Annotated in this window: 25 protein-coding genes; 9 read left to right on the top strand and 16 right to left on the bottom strand. The window is 41.3% G+C overall.

The features are described 5' to 3' along the window. Positions 1-177: 177 nt before the first annotated feature. Positions 178-1,344, top strand: coding sequence for a GTP pyrophosphokinase (locus SHALO_RS14175; RefSeq protein WP_069479101.1), 1,167 nt, complete (start codon positions 178-180; stop codon positions 1,342-1,344). Here SHALO_RS14175 and SHALO_RS15410 read toward each other — a convergent pair. From SHALO_RS15410 to SHALO_RS14205, 6 genes are all read right to left on the bottom strand, one after another. Then, positions 1,294-1,506 (bottom strand): helix-turn-helix domain-containing protein, encoded by a 213-nt coding sequence (locus SHALO_RS15410; protein WP_238585252.1) that lies wholly within the window; start codon positions 1,504-1,506, stop codon positions 1,294-1,296. The two genes, SHALO_RS14175 and SHALO_RS15410, sit on opposite strands and share 51 nt — an antisense overlap. 27 nt (positions 1,507-1,533) lie before the next feature. Then, positions 1,534-2,052 (bottom strand): response regulator transcription factor, encoded by a 519-nt coding sequence (locus tag SHALO_RS14185; RefSeq protein ID WP_069479103.1) that lies wholly within the window; start codon positions 2,050-2,052, stop codon positions 1,534-1,536. A 233-nt stretch (positions 2,053-2,285) separates the two neighbouring features. Continuing rightward, a complete protein-coding gene (locus tag SHALO_RS14190; protein ID WP_069479104.1) occupies positions 2,286-3,467 on the bottom strand; it encodes an OprD family outer membrane porin in 1,182 nt (393 codons plus the stop codon). A gap of 103 nt (positions 3,468-3,570) precedes the next feature. After that, complete coding sequence (locus SHALO_RS14195; RefSeq protein ID WP_069479443.1) at positions 3,571-4,203, bottom strand: cytochrome c3 family protein; 633 nt, start codon at positions 4,201-4,203, stop codon at positions 3,571-3,573. Continuing rightward, positions 4,200-4,634, bottom strand: coding sequence for a cytochrome c3 family protein (locus SHALO_RS14200; protein WP_069479105.1), 435 nt, complete (start codon positions 4,632-4,634; stop codon positions 4,200-4,202). The genes SHALO_RS14195 and SHALO_RS14200 overlap by 4 nt, the downstream gene beginning before the upstream one ends. 2 nt (positions 4,635-4,636) lie before the next feature. Further along, on the bottom strand, positions 4,637-6,220 hold the full coding sequence (locus tag SHALO_RS14205) for a flavocytochrome c (RefSeq protein ID WP_069479106.1): 1,584 nt from the start codon (positions 6,218-6,220) through the stop codon (positions 4,637-4,639). Positions 6,221-6,447: 227 nt separating this feature from the next. On the opposite strand from SHALO_RS14205, the gene SHALO_RS14210 reads away from it, so the two are divergent. After that, on the top strand, positions 6,448-7,134 hold the full coding sequence (locus tag SHALO_RS14210) for a tRNA-uridine aminocarboxypropyltransferase (RefSeq protein WP_084010979.1): 687 nt from the start codon (positions 6,448-6,450) through the stop codon (positions 7,132-7,134). Between the two features lie 24 nt (positions 7,135-7,158). On the opposite strand, the gene SHALO_RS14215 is transcribed toward SHALO_RS14210, so the two are convergent. Then, the gene (locus SHALO_RS14215) at positions 7,159-7,788 is read right to left on the bottom strand and encodes a LysE family translocator (protein ID WP_069479445.1); all 630 of its coding nucleotides are present in this window, start codon (positions 7,786-7,788) and stop codon (positions 7,159-7,161) included. Positions 7,789-7,922: 134 nt separating this feature from the next. Here SHALO_RS14215 and SHALO_RS14220 point away from each other — a divergent pair, with 134 nt between their 5' ends. The 5 genes from SHALO_RS14220 (at position 7,923) to SHALO_RS14240 (ending at position 10,896) form a co-directional block, all read left to right on the top strand. Further along, complete coding sequence (locus SHALO_RS14220; protein ID WP_069479107.1) at positions 7,923-8,588, top strand: nitroreductase; 666 nt, start codon at positions 7,923-7,925, stop codon at positions 8,586-8,588. A 59-nt stretch (positions 8,589-8,647) separates the two neighbouring features. After that, entirely contained in the window at positions 8,648-9,100 is a 453-nt protein-coding gene (locus SHALO_RS14225; RefSeq protein ID WP_069479108.1) for a YccF domain-containing protein, read from the top strand. 3 nt (positions 9,101-9,103) lie between these two features. Then, positions 9,104-9,574: a GNAT family N-acetyltransferase gene (locus SHALO_RS14230; RefSeq protein WP_069479109.1), complete on the top strand. Its 471-nt coding sequence runs from the start codon at positions 9,104-9,106 to the stop codon at positions 9,572-9,574. A gap of 97 nt (positions 9,575-9,671) precedes the next feature. Continuing rightward, entirely contained in the window at positions 9,672-10,175 is a 504-nt protein-coding gene (locus SHALO_RS14235; protein ID WP_069479110.1) for an NADPH-dependent FMN reductase, read from the top strand. Between the two features lie 67 nt (positions 10,176-10,242). Beyond that, positions 10,243-10,896 carry a hypothetical protein gene (locus SHALO_RS14240; protein ID WP_069479111.1) on the top strand — a complete coding sequence of 218 codons (654 nt, stop codon included), beginning with the start codon at positions 10,243-10,245 and terminating at the stop codon, positions 10,894-10,896. A gap of 26 nt (positions 10,897-10,922) precedes the next feature. Here the strand turns inward: SHALO_RS14240 and SHALO_RS14245 are convergent, their stop codons facing one another. From SHALO_RS14245 to SHALO_RS14270, 6 genes are all read right to left on the bottom strand, one after another. Next, on the bottom strand, positions 10,923-14,000 hold the full coding sequence (locus SHALO_RS14245) for an efflux RND transporter permease subunit (RefSeq protein ID WP_069479112.1): 3,078 nt from the start codon (positions 13,998-14,000) through the stop codon (positions 10,923-10,925). Then, the gene (locus SHALO_RS14250) at positions 13,997-14,983 is read right to left on the bottom strand and encodes an efflux RND transporter periplasmic adaptor subunit (RefSeq protein ID WP_069479113.1); all 987 of its coding nucleotides are present in this window, start codon (positions 14,981-14,983) and stop codon (positions 13,997-13,999) included. Before SHALO_RS14250 ends, SHALO_RS14245 begins: the two co-directional genes overlap by 4 nt. After that, positions 14,980-16,164 (bottom strand): TolC family protein, encoded by a 1,185-nt coding sequence (locus SHALO_RS14255; protein ID WP_069479114.1) that lies wholly within the window; start codon positions 16,162-16,164, stop codon positions 14,980-14,982. Before SHALO_RS14255 ends, SHALO_RS14250 begins: the two co-directional genes overlap by 4 nt. Beyond that, positions 16,164-16,550, bottom strand: a complete 387-nt coding sequence (locus tag SHALO_RS14260) for a FixH family protein (protein ID WP_069479115.1) — start codon at positions 16,548-16,550, stop codon at positions 16,164-16,166. The genes SHALO_RS14255 and SHALO_RS14260 overlap by 1 nt, the downstream gene beginning before the upstream one ends. Positions 16,551-16,729: 179 nt before the next feature. Next, complete coding sequence (locus SHALO_RS14265) at positions 16,730-16,972, bottom strand: cupredoxin domain-containing protein (RefSeq protein ID WP_069479116.1); 243 nt, start codon at positions 16,970-16,972, stop codon at positions 16,730-16,732. A 152-nt stretch (positions 16,973-17,124) separates the two neighbouring features. After that, on the bottom strand, positions 17,125-17,619 hold the full coding sequence (locus tag SHALO_RS14270) for a cupredoxin domain-containing protein (protein WP_145923269.1): 495 nt from the start codon (positions 17,617-17,619) through the stop codon (positions 17,125-17,127). An 84-nt stretch (positions 17,620-17,703) separates the two neighbouring features. On the opposite strand from SHALO_RS14270, the gene SHALO_RS14275 reads away from it, so the two are divergent. Further along, positions 17,704-18,366 carry a response regulator transcription factor gene (locus tag SHALO_RS14275; protein WP_069479117.1) on the top strand — a complete coding sequence of 221 codons (663 nt, stop codon included), beginning with the start codon at positions 17,704-17,706 and terminating at the stop codon, positions 18,364-18,366. Next, a complete protein-coding gene (locus tag SHALO_RS14280) occupies positions 18,341-19,522 on the top strand; it encodes a sensor histidine kinase (RefSeq protein ID WP_069479118.1) in 1,182 nt (393 codons plus the stop codon). Before SHALO_RS14275 ends, SHALO_RS14280 begins: the two co-directional genes overlap by 26 nt. On the opposite strand, the gene SHALO_RS14285 is transcribed toward SHALO_RS14280, so the two are convergent. From SHALO_RS14285 to SHALO_RS14295, 3 genes are read right to left on the bottom strand one after another with little or no spacing between them, the layout of a single operon-like run. After that, on the bottom strand, positions 19,519-20,472 hold the full coding sequence (locus SHALO_RS14285; RefSeq protein WP_069479119.1) for an ABC transporter ATP-binding protein: 954 nt from the start codon (positions 20,470-20,472) through the stop codon (positions 19,519-19,521). The genes SHALO_RS14280 and SHALO_RS14285 overlap by 4 nt on opposite strands. Beyond that, positions 20,469-22,031 carry an ABC transporter permease gene (locus SHALO_RS14290; RefSeq protein ID WP_238585253.1) on the bottom strand — a complete coding sequence of 521 codons (1,563 nt, stop codon included), beginning with the start codon at positions 22,029-22,031 and terminating at the stop codon, positions 20,469-20,471. Before SHALO_RS14290 ends, SHALO_RS14285 begins: the two co-directional genes overlap by 4 nt. Then, the gene (locus SHALO_RS14295; protein ID WP_069479121.1) at positions 22,031-23,050 is read right to left on the bottom strand and encodes a Fe(3+) ABC transporter substrate-binding protein; all 1,020 of its coding nucleotides are present in this window, start codon (positions 23,048-23,050) and stop codon (positions 22,031-22,033) included. Before SHALO_RS14295 ends, SHALO_RS14290 begins: the two co-directional genes overlap by 1 nt. Positions 23,051-23,257: the final 207 nt, after the last annotated feature.

A 23,257-nucleotide genomic window follows, 5' to 3' on the forward strand; every position in this document is an offset into this window, starting at 1 on the left:
CCTTATCGTGAAATTCGTATTCAAAGTATAATACAAACCATTGTTTAAGTCAAACGTTTGTTTGAATTCTTACATGTAAGGATTATAGACGCATTGAGATTCAAAAAATTGCACACCGTTTCGCATACTCTAAGCTCGTATACTATAAAATAATTCATGCTAACACCAAGGACTACTGTGGAAAACAACAAACATTCTCTCATCGCCGAATACGAAAAAGAGCTCAAGCAGTATGAAAACTTTAGCGACAAAATGGACATTTTAATCAAAGAACTCCTTGACCAAGAGAACATCTCGTACCACTCCATCGAAAATCGGGTCAAAGAGAAAAGCAGTTTATCACGCAAAATAGACGGTAAAAATAAATACCAAAACCTCAGCGAAATTACCGATATTGTTGGCTGTCGCATCATCAGTTATTTTGAAATCGATGTTGAAAAAATCGTCGCACTGCTCACCAAAGAGTTTAAAATCGATGAAGTTAATTCCATCGACAAAAAAAAGATTCTCGATCCTGACCGCTTTGGCTACCTCTCGTATCACATCATCTGCTCCATCAACGACGAACGCGCACAACTTCGAGAGTATAAAAACTACAAAGACCTCAAATTTGAGATCCAAGTGCGAACCATTTTACAACACGCGTGGGCAGAGATCGAACACGACATCGGTTACAAGTCCAACATCGCCGTTCCTAGGGAATTTCGCCGAAAATTCTCACGTATCGCAAGCATTCTTGAAATTGCCGACGATGAATTTAGCAGACTCAAACTGGATATCCACAACTATGTTGAAACCATCTCCAAAAAAGGGTTTGAAAACATCGACATTAACGCTGAAAGCCTCAAACTTTTCATCGAGCAATCCAATGATCTTGAAGAGATCGAAGCTTATATTATCGACAAGCTAGAGCTCAAAACGCTTGCTTTTTCAGAACAGATGCAATCAGCCAATATCAGCCTCTTTTTGAACATTATCAACACCTTTACCACGTTTAAAGAGATCTTGGAGATTCAAAATTCTCTTCAAAAACATAAAGAGCTCATCAAAAAATTTATCGTAAAATGGGCACACGTGAGAGGGAAATTGTTGGAGCGGTTTCGTGAAAATTTCGAACAAAAAGATGGGTTCATCATCGGTTATGCTTTAATGATCGAGTTTTTAGAAACCAATCATAAAGAGGGACTCGGAGCGTTTTTTCCAAGCCTTCCCGCCCCAGAAAAAGATGAGGCAGTGGCATTGGCGGTGAGAATTTACAGAGAAATTACACATAGTCAGCAAAAGCAGAAATCCTTACATGTAAAAAATACAGAAGCTAGAATCTGCCAAAGGCAACAAAGGTAAGAAAAATTTCATGATAGTGCTTTTTGTGCTATCAATCTCTTCTTCTATTTTGGTATTGACGATTTTGTAGCCTTCGCCTTTGACTGTTTCGATGAAATGAAACGGAAGTAGTTTCGCACGCAGTTGTCTCACAAGCGATCTAACGCGTTCTTGGCTGATCACTTCATTGTGGTACACATAACATTCGATCTATTCAAACGAGACGACATGCGGTGACTTTGCGAGCAAATATTTGAGAAAAAGTGCCTCTTTTTTGCCTAAAAAAGTCTTCTCTTCTTGATGAATAAAAAGAGCGTTTTTAAAGTCAAAACAGACCTCTTTGGAAAGGCAAAAAACATCATCATTCCAAATGTGGCACAGTTTATAGATTCTAAAAGCGATCTCATCGGGAGAAAAATCTTTAATGATTACGTCGTCATACGAGAGATAATAGAGTGTCTTAAGGATGTTCGTATTGACTTCTTTGTCTAAAATAAGCAAAATAGGCGCATCGCTTCCACTTTGTCTTATAAACTTCATGATAGCGGGATCGGTAGGATTTTTGAGGTTGAGAATGAAAAGGGAATAAACAGCCAAATCAGAACCCTCTTGAAAGATTTCCTCTTCGGTTTGTATCTTCTTCATCTTCATTTTTAAACGTAATTGATTCATAAATATATCAATGGTGTCTGCTAACGCTCGATCTGGTTCAAGAAAAAGTACTTTCACTTTTCTCCTTTTCGTTGCTTAGTATGGACTCGTTATACACGTGTTCAGGAGTATACGATTTCATTATACTCCTAAATTAATTATAATACTTTAGAATTTATAAGACAAGTAGAAACGTCCATAGATGAAATCATCATCTTCTGTCGATGTTCCACCTGTTGGATTGTCATACGTTCCATAACCTGCCCATAAACGTGTACTAAGCCCTTTTAAAGCTCCGCTAAAGGCATAGGTTAGATCAATATATTTATCTCATCTGCCCCATCTAAGTTCATTGCATTACCAGAATTGATAATTCCTTTATCGCTTTGCGTATAGTGTGCATACTTAAGCCCTGAGTTAAAGCCAGGGATGCCAAAACCATACAATGCTTCAATAGAATATCCATCAACACCTGCAAAAATGGAGTTATTTGTTAACATATCGGTGTACGAAATAACATCAGGGACATGACCAAAGGTTCCTGGAAAATTCGCTTCATCATCCATCGTTGTGTAAGCCAGGTTGAGTTTTACACCACTGAGTGTCGTTGCAACTTTAAATCCATAGAGCGTTGCCTCATCGTTGCCTGCAATGATTGGATTATCGTATTTTGCGCCCGCATAGGTCATCGCTAAAGAAAGCGGTAAATCAATCGGTAGTTTGTAGTCTGCTTGGAGATAATACTCATCATACCCACCCGCTTTTATGAAAACAGGTGCATCCCAGATTGAGTACGGAGCTGTACCATACTTTTTATCTTCATCGATTGTGAGGTATTGTCCGTCAAGTGTTAAACCTTTGATACTGGTATTTTTAAAAAACAGAGAGTACATGCCATCACTATAGTGTTCATCTTGTTGAGAATTGCCTGCAGCCTCGCTACCATATCGCATCTGCCACTCTTGGATATAGATCAACTTAATCATCGTATCAGGGAGTTCTCTCACGGTTAATACAGCAGCATCAAAAGAGTCTTCAAGTGCAAACGCTGTACTGGTCATAATCAGTGGTGTTTTAATTTTTTGTCGTCCAACCATGATGTCCGATTTAGAAATCGTGTATTTGATATAGGCTTCTGAAAGTAGTGTTGTACTCACAGAGTTACGTGCATCATCTTCACTATCAGGATCTTTGGAACCGACCGCATCTCTGTTTTGGAAGCCTAGATCATGTGCTGATTGAAAGCCAATACCTAAGTTAAACCCTTTAAAATCATCGGTTATGTACCTTAACTCAACCGCAACAGAACCGACATTGACATTATTAACAGGTGCCGTTTCATTGACAGCATCTGACTTACTACCGCCCGTATAAACAAATCTAAGATCACCACTCACTTTACCGTTTTTAAAAGCATCTTCTAAAGAATCGCCCGCATACGCCATTGTACTTAGTGCCGCCACAGCTACTAAAGATAATTTAGCCCATTTCATTATTTTCTCCTTTATCTACCCGTTTTGCATTTTACATGTAAAACGCCATCACTATATGCCTCATTGATTTAGCCTAAACCAATGAGGCTTCTCTTTCGTGCCTCTATTTCATCTCTTCGGCTAATTTTTTCTCAGCCACTTCTTTTTGTTTGTCTAACTTACCTTTGTAGTATTCATACTCAGGGTTATAGTAATTGAGCATGCTTCTAAGCCCTTTATGCCCCACTTCGACGTGACATGAAGCACAGCTTATCTCTTTATCCGTATCTTTCAAGCTATCGTAATGTGCATGCATTTTACGACCTTGCTCACTGATCGCTTCATTGGTTTTGTAGTTGGTGTGACATCCTGCACACGCAGTGTCTTCTACAAAATGCGCCCTATTAGCACGATTGGCTTGCCAATCAATCGCATCAGGATTGCCAAAGAAGTGAATCGCTCCTTCTACAACGCCATTTCGAGCCTTCGTTGCGATGTATGCAAAGACATTGTCATGCGGTAAGTGACACGCAACACAGCTTACTTTGATGCCTACTTTACCGTTTCCGCCATGCACATCATTATGATACGCTGCAACCATGGGTTTCATCTCGTGACACACGATACAAAACCGATCGTCACTCGTTCGATGAAGCCCTTCATACAGCACCCATGAACTGAGTAACCCAACCAATACCCCAACCAACAACGTTAGAAGAAGGTTGTTTTTGATGATGAGAAATAGTTTCTTGATCATGGTGTCGGCCTCATCCATAGTTTCACATCATTGCTATGACAGCTTAAACACATATTGTCTGACTTTTTGTGTTCGTAGTGACACTCATCACAATAGAGTTTTGGACCATCATGAATGGAGTTGTGTGGATTGGTATGTAATGCATCCATAAATTTAAGTCTATCTGCCAAGAACTGTTTTGTTTTATGACAGGATAAACACCCTTTATCGTCAATCGCTTTAAAATTTTCAGGGTCATCTCCTTGACCCTCATGACAATCAACGCATTTAAATGCGAGCTTTTCATGATGAGGCTTCATGGGAAATTTCTCTTTCAGTTCAGGTGTGATGGTGATCTTTGGGGAAGAAGTGTTCACGTCACTCCCCACCAAAGCCATCACACTGAAGATAAGAAAAACCCCTACCGCTAGAAGAGTTTTTTTGTTACGCATGATTAAATGTTTTCTCCTGCAACAAGACCACATACTAGACAGTCAGCAATCGCACAACTACCTAGACGACTCGCACCATGTGTACCGCCCGTTACTTCACCCGCAGCAAAAAGACCTGGGATTGGTTTATTGGTATTGGCTGAAATGACTTGTGCTTTCGTATTGATTTTTAGACCGCCCATGGTATGGTGAGGTTTTGGCACCAAACGAATCGCGTAGAATGGTCCTTTCATATCGATAGGATCACCGCCTTTGAGCTCTTTAAGCGACTCACCTTTGAGGGTTTGTTTTTTGAACTCATCCTCAACACCATTTTTCACGTCTTCGTTGTATTTTTTAACTGTTGCTTTGAGGGCGTCCGCAGGGATTTTATAGTTGGCAGCAAGGGCATCAAGCGTATCAAATTTTTTCATAACACCGCCAGCAGCCAACCCTTTTTCAATGATAGGATAAATTTGCTCTTCAAAGGTATTGTACGTACCAATGGCAACGGGGTACATTTTTGGAGCTTCTCTTAGAATCACATACTCAGCGTCTGCTCGTGTTTTACGATCTGCCATTTCGTTCATGAAACGTTTACCGTTTCTAACATCAACAGCGACACCGAATTTAAACAACCCTTGTTGCGTAAGAAGTGGTGCTACACCAAAACCTCTCTCATCTGGGCTTGCCCATGGTCCTTGTTGAATCCAGTCAATATGCACAGGAAGTGCGCCGATTTGGAATGCTTTAAGCAATGCACCAGCAGTTGCTCCATCATGGTTGGTCGCATCCATATCTTCGACAAGGCGTGGATCTTGAATTTTTCTAAAGACTTTATCCATAGAGAAACCACCTGATGCTAAGACAACACCTTTTTTCGCTTTGTAAACTTTTTTCTCTCCTGTTTTGTTTTCGACATCATCGCTGAGAAGTTTTGGATCAAAACGGTAGTTGATACGAGCTGTTACACCCACAACGCTGGTACCATCCGCACTCATCACAAAATCATCCATTTTGGTACGTGTCATGATTTTACAACCAGGAAGTTTCTCAACAAACTCATGCATCGGTTTAATAACGCCTGATCCGCTCATATTGTCAGTGACTAACGATCTAGGAGCTGAGTGTCCACCAAACCATGCTGGTTTAACATCTTGCCATTTTGCGCCACATTTAATAGAGAAATCGAGTGCATCTTGAGATCGTTTAACAATGGTCTCCAATAATTCAACGTGGTTGATACCAAGACCTGCTTTGAGACAATCTTTGATAAACATCTCACCCGAATCTTCAATACCGTATTTTTTTTGCCATGAGCTGTTAGGAACTGCCATACCACCGCCGTTGATAACAGAGTTACCGCCAACGCGACCCATTTTCTCAAGAATAAGGACTTTATAACCTCTTTCAGCTGCTTTGGCTGCTGCTGCAAGACCTGCGAAACCTGTACCGATAACGATAACATCGTACTCTTCATCAAACTTAACATCTTTCTCCGTTGGGGCTGCTGCCATTGCATTGCTAGCAGTTAGCATTGCTACACCCACTGTTCCAAGAGCACCTATTCTTAGGGCGTCACGTCTTGACATTGTCTCTTTACTCATTGTATTACTCCTTTTTGAAATAGTGTTTTTTATTTCTAACTTAATTTTAACAACTAGCTGTGAGATTTAATGTGAGATATGAATGAAAGAGATCATTTTCACCAAAGAGTGTTACATTTGACGAAAAATAGTTTGAAAATAGCCAAAATAGTCGGTTTTAGGGCACTTAAACGAGCCATTTGGCTTCTTTTTGTATAATTTACATTAAATAAGAAGGTTAAAAATTAATGCAAACACGGTATGGCGATCGACAAAAGTGCTACAGCTGTTACAGACCCAAAAGCTCGTGCATGTGCGGACACATTCGATCCATTGAGACAAAGACGAAGTTTATCGTTTTGATGCACCCCAAAGAGTTCAAAAAGACCAAAAATGGCACGGGACATCTCACACACCTCTCGCTTCCAAATTCTGAGCTTTTTATGGGAATTAATTTTAGTGACAATGCGCGCATCAATGAAATCATCGCAACCCATGAGAGTTTCATTCTCTATCCATCTTCTCATGCGATCAACCTGAGTCATGAAAATCCGCTGAGCGAAAAAGCTTTACATGTAAACAAGCCTATGGCGATTTTTCTCATCGATTCGACATGGGCATGTTCGCTGAAAATGATGCGTGAGAGTAAGAATTTGCACGCACTGGCGCACATCAGTTTTGAGCCCACGAAGCGTTCAGAGTTTAAGATCAAAGAGCAACCGCTGGAGTACTGTTTATCGACCATGGAGTCCACACTCACGGTTTTAGAGCTTCTAAGTCACTGGCAAATCGAGACGATAAAACACGCACAGTTAGAAGCGTTTCTCACCCCGTTTCACGCGATGATCGACTATCAACTCGCGTGCATCCAAAACCCATTGCATCAAGCGGTGAGATTCAAGCCCAAAAAAATTTCGTCAAACGTTTACATGTAAGGATTTTTCTTTACATGTAAAGACTTATCCAAACGCGAGCCAGATACCAACACCAAGCATTAATGTGCCTGCAATGCGGTTCATCAACCTCACATTGTCGCCTTTTTGCAAAAAGATCCGCAAGGTATTGCCACCACTCGCGTAGATGATCATACAGATAAATTCAAGCGTTAAAATAATGGCTAAAAGTACGGATATTTGAGGAATAAGCGGTTTTGTTTGGTTGATAAACGGCGGTAAAAGTGCTATGAAAAATGCCCACCCTTTTGGGTTAGCAATCGCCGTAATGAAGCCTTGAAGTGCCAAAGAAGTCGCGGAGATAGTCGCCGAACACTCGGTATTGGAAAGTGCCATCTTGCCACGGTTCAGCCAGAGTTGCACACCCAAATAGCCCAAATAAAGCCCACCTGCGTATTTAAAAATCGTAAAAATATCAGGATGATTGATCATAATCGCCGCGACACCAATGACCGAGGAAAGTGCAACAATTGCCACGCCAACTAACTCGCCTGCCATCATGTAAAAGGTGCGCTTAAGCCCAATACTCATGCCCAAACTCATCGCAAGCGTCATACACATGCCAGGAGTCACCGAGACAAAAAAGAAGGTGGGAAGAAAAATCGCCATAATCGAAAAATCAACTGCAGAAGCCACGTCAAATCCTTTATTAAAAATAGTATTATAGCCCATCTCATCTTTCTAAAAAATGGAAGTTAATTTTAAACGGTTTCATTTAATTTCAAGAAAGTTTCGTACAATGAAGCATTAATTTACGCAAAGGTTAAGTCATGACCGTATCAGAAGCACTCAAAACACGAAAATCCGCACGCGCTTTTTTACCCAAGGAAGTTTCACCAACACTCATCCAAGCGATTTTAAACGATGCCAAACAAGCACCCTCAGGTGTCAATATGCAACCGTGGCACGTGTGTGTCGTGACTGGTGAGAAAAAATGCACGCTGGAAACCAAAGTCATCGAAGCCTTTGAGCAAGGTTTTAAAGAGGTCATGGACTATGCGTATTACCCATCCACGTGGGAAGAGCCCTATAAAAGTCGCCGAAAAGAGACAGGGCTTTTGATGTACAGCACACTGGGCATCGCCAAAGAGGACAAACCAAGGCAAATCGAACAATGGAAACTCAACTACCGCGCCTTTGATGCACCCGTAGTACTCTACTTTTTTATCGACGCGAATTTAGAAAAAGGCTCCTACCTCGACTATGGTATGTTTTTGCAGTCCGTTATGCTGAGTGCCACAGAAAAAGGGTTAGCGACCTGCCCACAAGCCGCTTTGGCTGAATTTCCAAGTATCGTTAAAGATGAGCTTGGAACACCAGAGAACATGCTTCTGCTGTGCGGTATGGCGCTCGGATATGAAGATAAAGAAGCACTCATCAACAGCTACCGAACACCTCGCATTAGCCTTGATGCGTTTGTAACATTCCACCGTTGAGCGCATTCTTTCATCTAACCCATTTTCAAGTACAATACCTCAAAACAAAAGGATAACGTATGCGTCTACTTGGCAATGTTCTGTGGTTTCTTTTAGGTGGCGTTTTTATGGGGCTTTCGTGGTGGTTTTTTGGCGTCATTGCCTTGCTTACGATTGTTGGGATTCCTTGGGCAAAAGCCTGCTTTGTCATCGGTCAATTTACGTTCTTCCCCTTTGGCAAAGAGTCCATTAGCCGCAAATCACTGCATCAAAAAGAGGACATCGGCACGGGAACATTGGGGCTTATCGGTAACGTTTTTTGGTTTGTCTTTGCTGGTATTTGGCTTGCCATTGGGCACATTATGTCTGCCATTGCGTGCTTTGTAACGATCATCGGCATTCCGTTTGCGATCCAACACCTTAAACTGGCGCTCATTTCACTCGCACCCATCGGACAAACCATCGTTGATAAAGAGGTCGCCGCGGTGATTCGTCAAAAAGAGGCGGAAGATTTTGTGGAACAATCACGCTAAACAATGCCCATAACGATCCACCCCTTTGACACTCAATTTACCACCGAAATTGTTAACCTCCATCACGCCTGCGTGCATGCGATTGACCCTGCTATCTATTCGCTTGAACAGCAAGAAGCATGGGCGCATACGCCCCCTAATTATTCGTATTGGGAGAAAAGGCTTTCTCTTAAAAAACCTTTTGTGGCGATGGTGGAAACAACCATTGTCGGGTTCATAGAGCTCGAAGAGAACGGGCATATCGACTGCGCGTACACGCATCCAACGTATCAAAAGTGTGGCGTGATGAGCACACTTTATGCGTACACAGAAAATGTAGCACAGCAAAAAGGCATAAAACGCTTATTCCTCGAAGCCTCCATCGTGGCAAAACCTTTTTTTGAAAAGCGAGGTTTTGTCGCACTCACGCGCAATGATATCAAGAGAAATGGGCAAATGATCGTCAATTTTTCGATGGAAAAAATACTCAGCTGAATCTTTACATGTAAAACCATTTTAACCTCATTTCTTCTTGACCCTGTAATGTGTTCGTACTATAATCACCCTAACGCTATCTGAAGGAGGACGCATTATGTATGTACTATTGGTCGCAAGTTTAAATGAAAATATGAAGTTGGCACGAAGAATAGAAAAAAGCCTAGAAACACTGGGCGTCAAAAGCAAAATCATCAATTTAGTCGATTTGAACATCACCTTGTACGACTCAACAAAAGAGGAAAATGACGGCATTCCAAGCAAAATCACGGAGCTCTCAAGCACCATGAAAACCGCTTCAGGCTACATCGTCGTATCGCCCGAATACAACTACTCCATTCCGCCAACACTCACCAACGTCATCGCATGGCTCTCCAGAAACGGTGAGGATTTCAGAGAACTCTTCACCCTAAAATACGTCCAACTCGCAACGCACTCAGGCGTGGGAGGAAATGACGTCTGCAACGCGATGCGTTTACAGTTTTCAAAACTCGGAGCCGTTGTCGCGCCCAGAGAGATTGTAACGACGCCCAAAAAAGAGGTTGAAGAAGCTAGTTTGCAGAGGATTTTGAGCCAGTTTGTGGGGATTTCGCAGAAGTAAAAATAATTTTTGAAATTGGATACAATTAGAGAATAAACTTTTATACTCCAAAGAACAGAGCTAATCTATGCAAAATGAAAAGACTTTATTAGTATCGTTAACCTATGAAAACCTAACTAAAAAAATTTTAAAGAGCTTTTTTAATTTTTTTATGTTGCCCATCATCTTAGGCTTAAATATTATGCTCATCATAGCGATAGTAAGACATAAAAATCTCATTGAATCCTTAGCACTGTCTATTACTTTATTAATTGTAATGGGAGTATTTTTTTTAACTATCGTGCTATTTTTATTGTCAATGAAATTTTTACTGCGTAGATATTCTCAGCTTGAAATCTTTGAAGAAAAAATTATCATTAACAACACTACTACATGTCTAATTTCTGATATAGAATTTGTTCCTATGCCTTCCTTCTTAAGTAAGTCATCACGGTGGTTTGAATTAAAAGAAAAAAACTCAGATCAAGTTATTGCACATTTTGTTTATAGATTTTACAATACTTACTTCTTCAAACACTCTCCTGAAATTGTTAAAAAAATCATACAAAATGACCATTCACTTGAATTAAATACTCTACTTCAAATGATAAAACAAGATACAGAAGAGTGTGTGAGAATACAAAATCGAAATGAAGATATACGAACACTAACAATTTTATTGTTTTTAGTATTGATATTTTTGACTTGTCAAATCTATTTTACGAACTTTTTTCACATGTAAGGAAAAATCCTTACATGTAAACCCTCTCACTCCTCAATTTTCTGCATCCTATAGTACAACACTGGAATCACCAAAAGCGTCAAAATCGCCGAACTCACAACACCACCGATCATCGGGGCGGCGATGCGTTGCATGACTTCACTTCCGACACCGTTTAACCACATGATCGGCAAAAGTCCTCCAAGTATGGCAAAAACAGTCATCAGTTTGGGGCGGACTCTTAAAACGGCGCCTTCAAAGATGGCTTCTTGAATGTTTTTTGCCGTTCTTTCTTTTACATGTAAAATGGCTTCTTCAAGGTAGATGATCATCACAATCGCCGTCTCCACCGCGATGCCAATAAGGGCTAAAAAGCCCACAATAACGGCAATGGAGAGGTTAAAATTTAGATAATCCACATATAAAAACCCACCTACGGCTGCGAGAGGCAAAGTTAAAAAGACCAAAAGCGCATTTTTAAACGAGCCAAGTCCGAGGTAGATAAGCACAAACGTCACCAAAAGTGTGAGCGGAAGAATGAACTGCAAGCGCTCCATTGCACTTTCTAGGTACTCGCTCTCCCCTGCCCAACCGATGTAAAAGCCCGTTGGTAACTCCACGCTCTCTTTCAGAATTTTGTTGGCTTCCTCTTTATAAGTCTTAGACGAAAAGCCCTCTTTTAGGGTGATGTAGATGTAATTAACCTTCTTGCCCATTTCAGACTTTAACTCACTCGCACCCACGTCGTAACCAAGTTCCACAAAGTGCCCTAAACGTTGGAACCCGTACGGTGTTTTGATGGTCAGCTCGCTAATGGAAATCAGGTCTTTGCGACTCTCTTCTTCCAACCTGAGTGTAATCGGGTAACGCTCAATGCCTTGGTAAAACGTCGTTACTTTTGAGCCACCAATAGCGTTGTCGACAAAGTTGAGGATTTCCTCTTTGGTTAGCCCATAAGAGGCAATATTTTCAGGCTTAAGCGTCATATTGAGATAGTAGCCGCTGTTCGCCTTGTCCGCAAAAACGCTTTTGGTTCCCTCATAGTTTGCAAGCACACTGGCGATTTTATTGGCACTATATTCTAAGGCTTGGTCATTGTCGCCGTACAGTTTGATGCCAAGCGGTGTGCGTATACCTGTAAGTAGCATATCGATGCGCCCACGAATTGGGTATGTCCACGAATTTGTCAGTCCCAAAAGTTGAAGCTGTTCGTTCATCTCATCGCGAAGTTTTTCATACGTCATACCCTCTCTCCACTGCTCTTTGGGTTTGAGCTGTATGATCGTCTCCGTCATCGAAAGTGGAGCAGGATCAGTCGCACTTTCCGCGCGCCCTGCTTTAGCAAAGGAACTCTGCACCTCTGGAAAGCTTTTGATGACCTCATTGCTCTTTTGTGCGTACTCTTTTGCCATCTCGATGCTGATACCAAACGGTGTGACGGGCATATACATAAACGTCTGCTCATTTAGAGGTGGCATAAACTCCCAGCGCTGTTTCGTAAACGTATAATAGCCCAGCACCAAAAAGCCGATGAACGCAACCATAGCGATGTACCAAAAACGCATATGCAGTCTCAAAAGTGGTGCATAAAGCCAGATGAAAAAGCGGTTGAGCGGATTTCTGTCTTCCTCAAGAATTTTGCCTTTGACAAAAAAGAGCATCAAAAGCGGAACAAGGGTGATAGAGAGCACCGCGCCAATAAGCATTGCAAACGTTTTGGTGTAGGCTAAGGGTTTAAAGAGCGCACCTTCTTGACCGCTAAGCGCAAAGATAGGCAAGAAACTAACCACAATGAGCAAAAGAGCAAAAAAGATCGGGCGACCGACTTGTTTGGACGAAGCAATGATGATGGCTTTGCGCTCCTCTTCGCTTTTCATCTCACCGTGTGAAAGCTTCTTATGCACATTTTCGATCATCACGATACACGCATCGACCATCGCACCAATAGCAATGGCAATGCCGCCTAAACTCATAATGTTCGACTCCAAGCCAAAAAGTTTCATCGCTAAAAAGGTCATAGCAATGGTGAGAGGCAGAACAATGATGACAACAAGCGCGCTTCTAAAGTGAAGCAAGAAAAGCATAACGACTGCCAACACTACGATGCTCTCTTCAAAAAGGGCACGTTTGAGGTTGTTGATCGCTTTGGTGATAAGATCGCTTCTATCGTACGTTGTCACCACTTCTACATCGTTTACATGTAAACTTGCTAGCTTCTCTTTAACCGCTTGGATGACCTTGTAAGCGTTCTCTTTGTGGCGCACAACCACCACACCACCCACAACCTCACCCTCACCGTTGAGTTCTGCCAAACCACTGCGGTAGTTTGGAACAACACGCGTATCCGCAATGTCTGAGAGTTTCAAAGGAATGCCATTGACTGTTTTGATGGTAATGCCTGCTATCTCTTCCAATGAACGCGCAAAACCTCTGGCTTGGATGATCTGCTCAAAGCCATTTTCAAGCACCACTCGCCCACCCAAATCGCTGTTGTTTTTGGAAAGTGCGTTCATAAGATCATCGATGCTTAGGTTATACTTGTAGAGTGCGTCCGGGCGTAATGTGACTTCATAGTCTTTTACAAAACCGCCCACACTCGCTACTTCACTGACCCCCTCAACACCCAAAAGTGCATAGCGGTAGAGGTAGTCTTGAATGCTTCGAAGATCATCAAGACTTCGATTTTGAGATGTGAGTGCGTACTCAAAAGCCCAACCAATGCCCGTCGCATCAGGTCCTAGCTTGATGGTCGCATTTTTCGGTGCATTTTTAGAGACATTTTGGATGACTTCATTGACCCTATCTCGCGCCCAGTAAAGGTCAGTGCCATCTTCAAAGATGATGTAAACGATGGCATTTTCATACGAGGTAAATGCACGCACGGTTTTGGTTTTGGCAACCGATAAAAGTGCATTGGTTAGCTCATAAATGATTTGGTTTTCAATAATCTTAGGCGATTGACCCAAGTATTTGACATTGACGATAACCTGCGGCGGTGTGAGGTCTGGCAATGCGTCTAATGGTGTCTGCTTAATCGCCCAAAAAGAGAGAAAAGCAGCGATGAGCAAGGTTAGCAGAAGTAGCGCTTTGTTTTTAACGCTACTTTCAATGATACTCTCGATCATTGCATTGCCCCTCCATTATTTTGCGCATCACTATCAAACATAAAAAGCGCATTTGCCACAACGACATCACCCTCTTTGAGCCCTTTGATGATTTCAAAAGTGTCATTGTTCAGACGTTTCGCTTCGATCTCGCGTGGTTCGTATTCGCCCTCAAATTCGCCTTTGACAAACACGCTCGTCTTGGCTCCTTTGGTCATCACCGCACTTTTTGGAAGTGCTAGATATTCTCGCTTGGCTGTTCCAAAACGCGCCTTAGCAAACGCGTTTTCGTAGATTTCGAGGTCTTTGTTTTCGATCACCAAACGTACATCCACACTTTTGGTTTGCGGATCAACTTTAGGGTAGATAAAATCAATTTTTGCTTTGTAAGGCTTGGAACTCATATCAAAAAAGATGTCGGCACTTTGCGCTTTTTTAACAAAATCAAGGTCTTTTTCATAGACTTTAACGATAAGCCATAAGTTCGTGTAGTCGCTGATCTCGTAGAGTTTGGTGCCTTTGGGAACGAACGCCCCTTGATTGACCAATTTTGCCGTTACGATGCCACTGTACGGCGAAACGATGGTGATGTTTTCAGGCACATTTTTATCCGCAATAATCTTCGCGATGGTCTTCTCATCAACCCCTAAAAGCTTGAGTTTTTGGGTGATGCTCTGCACCATGCTGTCACTTTTAATGCGTAACGCGTTGATGAGTTCTAGCTCTGCAGTGTAAATCTCTTGCGAATAGAGCTTCGCCAAAGGCTCACCTTTTTTTACATGGTTAAAGTTTTTGTTCACATACAGTTGCTCGATAAAAGCGTCATAACGCAAGCTTACCTCTTTCACACTCTCTTCATTGGCTTTGGTGTAGCCGTAAAACTCTTTGGCGGAACCTTCCAACACCTTTTTCACTTCGATGGTTTTGACATTGAAAATCTGCTTGGCATCAAGCGTGGAGCCTAACAGTAAAAGAGCTCCTAAAATGAGATGGGTGTATTTCATAGCTCGACTCCTAAAAGGGTGTAGATTTTGATGATAGACTCGTTATACGCAAACGTATTAGCATTGATCTGCTTTTGCGCTTCAATGATTTGCGTGAGTACATTGAGAAGGCTTAACAGCGTGTCATTTTGAGAAAGTGCGGTGCTTTGAAGCACTTGGTACATCTTCTCATTTTCATATAAAACTTCTTTTGCAAGAGAGATTTTGTCGTACTGAAGCTCTTTGTTTAAAAGCTCATCTCTTAGCTCAAACAGCAAGCTTTTATGGACTGACTGCACACTCTGTTCGGAAGAAGCATGAATGAGCGTAGCTTTTTGGATGGAGGCATTTTCTTTGCCATAAATCGGAAGCGGTACGGAAATACCTATAAAGGCGTAGTCATCTCTGCCTTGTCTTCGGTTGTAGCCTAGGCTTACCGTTACATCGGGTGTTTTGTTCGCTTTTTCATAACGTAAGTTCAATAGCTCTTTACTGCTTTGCATGTTTTGAACTTGAAGCTTGGGTGATTTTTCCAAAAGCTTCTCTTCATCACTGAGTTTGTAAGGTAACAAACCCTCTTTTGCGCTCATCTCAGGCACATGGGCTACGATAATGCTCTCCAATTTTCGCTCGATGGAAGCTTTGTCGCGAAGCAGTGTTTTTTTCTCGATGGAGAGATTTTTTTGCAAAATTGTATTGTTTAATGTATCGACATAGTGCGCGCTCGTGGTGTTATAAGAGAGGTGGGCATTTTTCAGGTCTTCCAAAACTTTCTCATACTTTATCACTAAAGCAAGGTCTTGGTTGATACGGATGTAACTTTGCTCCAACACGCCAATTTCACGCTGCATTTCGAGTTTCTTGGTTTTGAATTCCAGCTTTTTAATCGCCAAATCTTGCAATGCAATCGACTCTTTGATGTCCAGTTTTCCACCCGTTGGGATCTTTTGTGAAAGGGAAATCGCCTCATTTTGCGCTTCTTGGTTTCGAGTGAGAGGCTCATTTAAAAAGATGTCGTTGACCCCAAGAGAGAGCATAGGGTTTTCCCAAATCTTGCTTATATCAACCTCTTTTTCAAGTGCTTGTACCTCAGCTTCAAGTGCTTTTAATTCATAATTATGCTCATACGCTAAAGAGGTTAATTCGCTTTGCGCCAAAGCGTAGCCCGCTAGGGCTACGAGTGTTAAAAAAATGCGTTTCATTAGAAATTCACACTTGATTTTAAGCGTTGTTTTTTACCATCAGCAGTTTCCACCACGATGCTAAGTTGCCATGTACCGTTCATTGCGAAAACAACATTAGCTTCATAAGCACCCTCTTTATAAACTGCTTCTGCTTTCTCTTCCATCGCTGGCATACCAGGCATTGCAGGCATCAAAGTAATGATGCTTACTTTGGCATCTTTTACCTCTTTAGCACCCTCTTTGACTTTAACTTTGATGAGATTCATACCCTGAGAGACAGGCTTTAGCGTGCTGTACTCCACTTCTAATGGCCCAGCCATACCTTTTTTAGAAAGCGCCTCTGCCGCATACAAACTACCGAGGCTTAATGCCACCGCTAAAAACATCCCTAAAATCTTCTTCATCACGTACTCCTTGTAAAAATATAATGACAGTATAGAAAGCGTGTGTGTACTATTTGTGGAATAATGCTACTAAACAATATCATACTACTTTATAGCAACCTTGTGGTGCATTCCCGCTTCAAAATGCTCTGGGATATTGCACGCAAACATCACAGTGTCTCTTTTGGTAAATTTTAATCTTACTTCTTTGTCTCTTCAGGCTTGTGTGTCATGGTCTTACTATCACTGTGCATCATATTGGGCATTTGATTCATAGCTTCATTATTTTTCTTTTGCACTTGTTCACTCCCTATAGAAAACTCTTGGGTTACCTTACCTTGGTTTATTCCTTTTCCATTTCCGCCATGACCATTTTCAGCAAAAGCTTGATTGGAAAAAATTGCTATAAGGGCAATAGCCACCATCGTTTTTTTATATTTCATTGTGTACTCCTATTTTTATTAAAATGTAATAGAATTATAGAAAAGACGTGTGCAATATTTGTGGAGTGAAAAAAGAAAGAGAGCGTGACTGTTAAATCAGTCACGCAAGAAAGAAGTTTAATTTTTAACTTTTTTAAACAAAATCGTGCTACCTATTTTATGACAACCTTGTAGTGCATTCCCGCTTCAAAATGCTCTGGGATATTGCACGCAAACATCACAGTGTCTCTTTTGGTAAATTTCCACGTTAACTCTTTCGTTTCATTCGGTTTAACGGTAATCGTACTGCCATCACTGTGTACCATATTTGGCATTTGTTTCATCATTTCAAGATGGGCTTTTTGCTCCTTCTCACTACCGATGGAGAACTCATGGTCAATCTCACCTTTATTGGTCACAACAAATCTAACAATATCCCCTTCTTTGATGTCCATTGTGTTATGAAATTCAAACCTCATGGAATCAAGTAAATCAACCTTGATGGTTTTGTTTGCGTGTGAGACATCGGAGAGTTTACCAACGGTAGATGCCATACTATGGCTGTGTGTTGCATGGTTGTGAGCTGAGTGGTCATCCATTGCAAAAGCTTGATTTGACAGAGCAGAGGCAAGCATTAGCATAGTAATTGCTTTTTTATGGTGTAACATTTGTTTCCTTTTTTTAGTAATTGTGTCACTAAAGTATAGAAAACATCTGTGCAATATTTGTGGAATGTTTGTATAATGACTCTTATGAAAATCCTACTCCTAGAAGATGACCCCATTTTAAGCGAGATAATTGAAGAGTTTTTGGTCGAACATGGTTTACATGTAAAGCTCTTTTACGATGGTAAAGAAGCGCTTGATGCCATTTTTGAGCACAAGTTTGACATCTTGGTTTTAGACATCAACGTCCCAAGCCTGAGCGGTTTTGAACTTTTAAAAACACTCAAAGAGGCCAACATCACCACGCCTACGATCTTCATCACCTCACTGGATCAAATCAGCGATGTGAAAAAAGGCTTTGCGTTGGGAGCTGAGGATTACCTCAAAAAACCCTTTGAGCTTGAAGAGCTTTTGGTTCGCATCGAGCGGACTAAAAAATTGCATCACATCGAAGAAAACAACCTTGTAAAACTGGCTCCAAACATCAGCTACGATCCGCAAAATTACCAGATCATCACGCCTGAGACGTTGTATAAACTTCGCAAAAAAGAGGCACAGCTTTTGGAGTATTTTATCTCCCATCAAAACCGCATGGTCAGTTTTGAAGAGATCATCGAAGAGGTGTGGCGCTTTGATGAAGTGCCGACCCATGCGACGGTGCGTACCTACATCAAAAACCTACGCAGTTACGGGATGGAGAGTCTTATAGAGAACATCAAAGGAGTTGGTTATCGCTTTAAGTGCCTATGAAAAACGCTCGCTGACGAGGTTTTTACTCATCTACCTTGGCTCCATTTACACGTTCATCTGCTTGCTTGCGTGGATGTTTTACACCATTGAGATCAAAAATCTGCATGAAAACTACGCCCTAAAAATGCGAGCCACCGCTTCTAGCATCGCGCACAAAATCGTCACGGCGCACATGATGGAAGATGACACACTTCAAAAATGCCTTAAAGAAAAGCCCGCTGAGCAGTGTTTTGGCTTAGAAAAAGAGTACCAGCTCGGACTCTTTGGAGAAGGCAATATGCCTTTACATGTAAGCTTTCCTGAACCTGTGGATTTCACGAAAACGTTTTATCTTGAAAATAACAGTTTTTACGCACTGGATGAGAGTAGCCAAAAACATTTGGGCATTCACACTATAGTCCTCAAACACACGCATAGTTCGAGTATGATTCATTCTTTACGCTTGCAAACCGTGTTCTATTTATTCCTAAGTCTAGCATTTGCAACTATTTTGGGCTATGTCCTTGCCAAACAATTTCTCAAACCCATTCAAGAAGAGATCAACCATCTGGATACCTTCATCAAAGACTCAACCCATGAGCTAAACACGCCCATTACGGCGATTTTGATGAGTATCAGTACGCTTAAAAACGTGGAAGAGAAGAAGCTCAAACGCATCGAACTCAGTGCCAAACGCATTGCAACCTTGTACGGTAACCTCAGTTATATGCTTTTACATGACAAACAAAATGAAGATAAAAGCGATGTCGATGTGAAAAAGCTCATAGAGGAGCGCGTCGAGTATTTTACGGATTTGATGGCGAGCAAGCGCATTAATATGACGTTAAACCTGAGAGAAAAATCTTTACATGTAAACGAAGAGGGCCTTACCAAACTTATCGACAACCTGCTTTCCAACGCTATCAAATACAACCGTTTGAATGGCAGCATCGAAGTAACACTCGACTTTGAAAAACTCAGTGTCAAAGACAGTGGCATCGGCATAGCAAGCTCAAAACTGGGTGACATCAGCAAACGCTATAAACGCGCCAATAGCGATAAAGGCGGCTTTGGGATCGGTTTGGATATCGTCAACACCATCTGCAAAACCAATGGTTTTAGGCTTGAAATAGCCTCGGTTGAGGGCGAAGGCTCTACCTTTAGTGTCTTTTTCTAAGCAAACGTTATGAGCTTACTTTCATCAACCTCAAAGCCTATCACATCACCCTCTCTTAAGGTGTCATCAAAACTGTATGCACTCAGCGTCGCCCCTTCAAAATCCAAAATAATTTCATAAAAATTTCCATAAAAAACAATCTCTTTTATGCGTGCTTTACGCGTAAAATCTGGGCTTAAACGCAACGCATCTAAACGACAATACGCCTCACCAAAACCTAAACTTTGAGGCAATGCGTTGATTTTGCCTAAAAAATTGGCGCAGTAGAGAGAACTCGGGTGATTGTAAACCTCTTTGGGTGTTCCAATTTGCAAGATGTCACCACCATCCATAATGGCAATGCGACTTGATAGATAAAACGCATCTTCTTTGTCGTGCGTGATGAAAAGGGCTGTGATGCCAAAGAGTTTGATCATCTCTTTAAGCTCTGCCCTTAAAATGGCTCTAAGCTCGGTGTCGATGTTGCTCAGTGGTTCATCAAGCAGCAAAATCTTAGGCTTATCCAAGATAGCACGCGCCAATGCAACACGCTGCTGCTGACCCCCGCTGATCTCATGCGGGTACTTAGAAGAGAGCGTTTCTATCTTGGTTTTTTGCATTACATGTAAAAGCTCTTCTTGGCTCGCTTTGCTTCCAAAAGCGATGTTTTGAGCGATGCTCAGATGAGGTAAAAGTGCGTAGTTTTGGAAGACAATGGCGATTTCTCGCTGATTGGGCGGAAGATTGGTTTTGGCGTCATATACAACTTTATCGCCAATGCAAATCGTTCCACTGTCAGGATTTTCAAGACCTGAAAGCATACGCAAAAGCGTGGTTTTACCACTACCGCTTCTGCCTAAAATAGTAAAAATTTCACCTTCGTTGATGGAAAAGCTAATGTCATTGGCAACACAGACACTTCCTTTGCAAAAACGTTTGTGTAAATTTTCGATGCTAACGATAGGTTTCATCTTCTACCTCGTACAAATTTTGAATTGAGTAATAAAACCGCAATGGCGGTTGTGAGCACCAATAAGAGCGATGGAAAGGCACTTTTATAGAGTATCTCGTTGCTGGCTAACTCGTAAATGCGAATGGCAATGGTGTCATAATTAAATGGTCGCAGAAGCAAGGTCGCTGGAAGCTCCTTAGCAAGGTCGATGTAGAGAATCAAAAAGCCACTCAGCAAATAAGGACGCATCAGTGGCAAATAGACTTTAAAAATGCGCCCCCATTCGCTCGTTCCAAAGACGATGGTCGCATCATCAATGCTTTTGTCTATCTTGCTAAAACCGTTTTCGACTGAGCCAATACTTGCGGCAAAATAGCGGCTCAGATACGCAAATATCAGCGCAAAAAATGAGCCACCCAGTACGACTTTGCCGAAACTTTGATCGATAAAATTGGTAAAAAGTAAAATGCCTATACCGATGATCGCTCCGGGAATGGAGTAACCAAGAATGGAGAGTTTATGGCTAATGACCCCTAGCTTGCTTGGGTAAAAACGCGAAGCATACTCCATCCCAAACGCTAAAGCGATGATGATAAAGGAGGAGAGAATATTGAGACTAAGTGTACGGTAAAGATAGGTTAAAGAACTCCAATCCAGTGTGTTAAAATCAAGATAAAACCAGTACAAAAGCACACCCGTTGGGATGAAGAGCGTAAAGGTGCTTATGAGCATAGAGAGTCCAAAAGCGATGCCATTTTGTAAGCCTTTAAGTTTTACTTTAGGTGCTTTTTTACTGCTATGGGTGACGCTGATAAAACGAAATTTGGCTCTTAATCTGGACTCTGCAAGCATCATGCTAAAAACCATAAGGAGCATTATAATCGCAAGGTTAATCGCCTCATTTAGATTGCCATAGCCAAACCAACTTTTAAAAATGCCCACACTAAAGGTATCGACACCAAAGTACGCCACTGTTCCATAATCACTCAAAACTTCCATCATGGCAAGCACAAGCCCCGCAAAAATGGCAGGGTACGCCAAAGGCAGATAGACCGTGAAAAAGGCTTTGCAAAATGAGAGCTGTTTGAGTGAAACGAGTTCTACCACCGTTGAGGAGATGGAAGCAAACGAAACTCGCGCCAAAATGAAGACATACGGGAACATCGCAAAAGAGAGAATTGTCGTAACGCCGTAAATATTTAAGATGTCGAGTTTAACTTTGGGCTGGGAGAGAAGCGTGGCTAAAATGCCATGAAACTCAAAAAACCCCACATAACTGTAGCCTAAGATGTAGGCTGGAAAGGCTAAAGGGAGTACAAAAATTAGGCTAAAAAAACGACTTCCAAAATACTCAAAGCGCGCACTCATAAACGCTGTACTGATGCCTAAAAGAAGCACTAAAAATGCTGTTCCAAAGAGAACAAAGGCAGTGTTTTTTGTGTAGAGTAAAAGCTCTGATAGGTTGATCGAAGTCATCGAAAAATCGCCTTGTGCGATAAAGTAGATGACAAGCGAAAAAATGGGAAGAGAGATTACCAGCCCCAAAAGAGGGGCTAGTAAATATTTAAACTTTTGCATTATCTCCAGTTTGCCTTTGTTGCGATTTCAACTGCTTTTTTGTTGTATTTTCCTACTTCTGCTAGAGGTAGTGTGTCCTCTTTAAATGTTCCAAACGTTGCTACGGTACCTGAAGCTTTAACAGCAGGGTTTGCTGGGTACTCATAGTTGGCTTCAGCAAAAATGGTTTGTGCCTCAGGACTGCTTAAAAACTCGATCAATTTAATGGCATTCTCTTTGTTCTTAGCATACTTTGTTACACCTGCACCACTGATGTTGATGTGCGTTCCCTCCGCTTTTTGTGCAGGGAAAAAGCGCTTGACACTTTTAGCAATTTCAACGTCTTTTGGATCTTTGCTGTTAAGCATAATACCTAAATAATAGGTATTGACAATCGCTAAGTCACCTTCACCACTTGCCACTGCTTTGATTTGATCTCTATCGTTTCCTTTTGGATCTCTGGCAAAATTTGCCACCAAGCCTTTGGCAAATTCCAACGCTTTGGCTTCACCATGATTCGCGATGATAGACGCTAAAAGCGATTTATTGTATGCTGCAGAAGAGCTACGGGTAAGGAGCTTGCCTTTAAATTTAGGATCGCTCAGATCAAGGTAACTTCCAAGCTCTTTTTCAGAGATTTTTTCGGGATTGTAAACAAATATACGCGCACGTTTTGTAAGACCAAACCATTCATTGTCACTATCTCTTAAGTGTGCAGGAATATTTTCAACAAGCGTTTTAGAAACGATAGGCTGTAAAAGATGCTCTTCTTTAGCTTCATATAAATTGCCAATATCTGATGTGATTAACATATCAGCAGGTGAATTTGCACCCTCAATTTTCAGCTTTGAAACAAGCTCTTCAGCTTTAGCGGTAATGACATTAACCTTAATGCCACTCTTTTTTTCAAACGCTTCAAAGAGCAGTTTATCGCTGTCGTAGTGCCTGTGGGAATAGACATTGATTTCACTTGCTAGTGCAAAACTCGATGCAATGCTAAGCCCTAAAAATGCTTTTAAGATGTTGGAGGAAATACTCATTATAGCTATCCTTGTACTAATTTTGTGATGGAAGCATAATATAAAACTCTTTAATAAGTCATAATAACCATTATCAATTAAAAAGTTAAAGCCTATTTTATTTTTTGATACGGTTCATTCTAGTGCGCTTATTACCTTTTAAAAGAGAAGTAATTTTGTATACAAACCAAGAGTAGCCTTATCCAAAATAACTACTTTTAAACTGTT

This window comes from Sulfurospirillum halorespirans DSM 13726 (genome assembly GCF_001723605.1).
GTDB classification, from domain to species: Bacteria; Campylobacterota; Campylobacteria; order Campylobacterales; family Sulfurospirillaceae; genus Sulfurospirillum; species Sulfurospirillum halorespirans.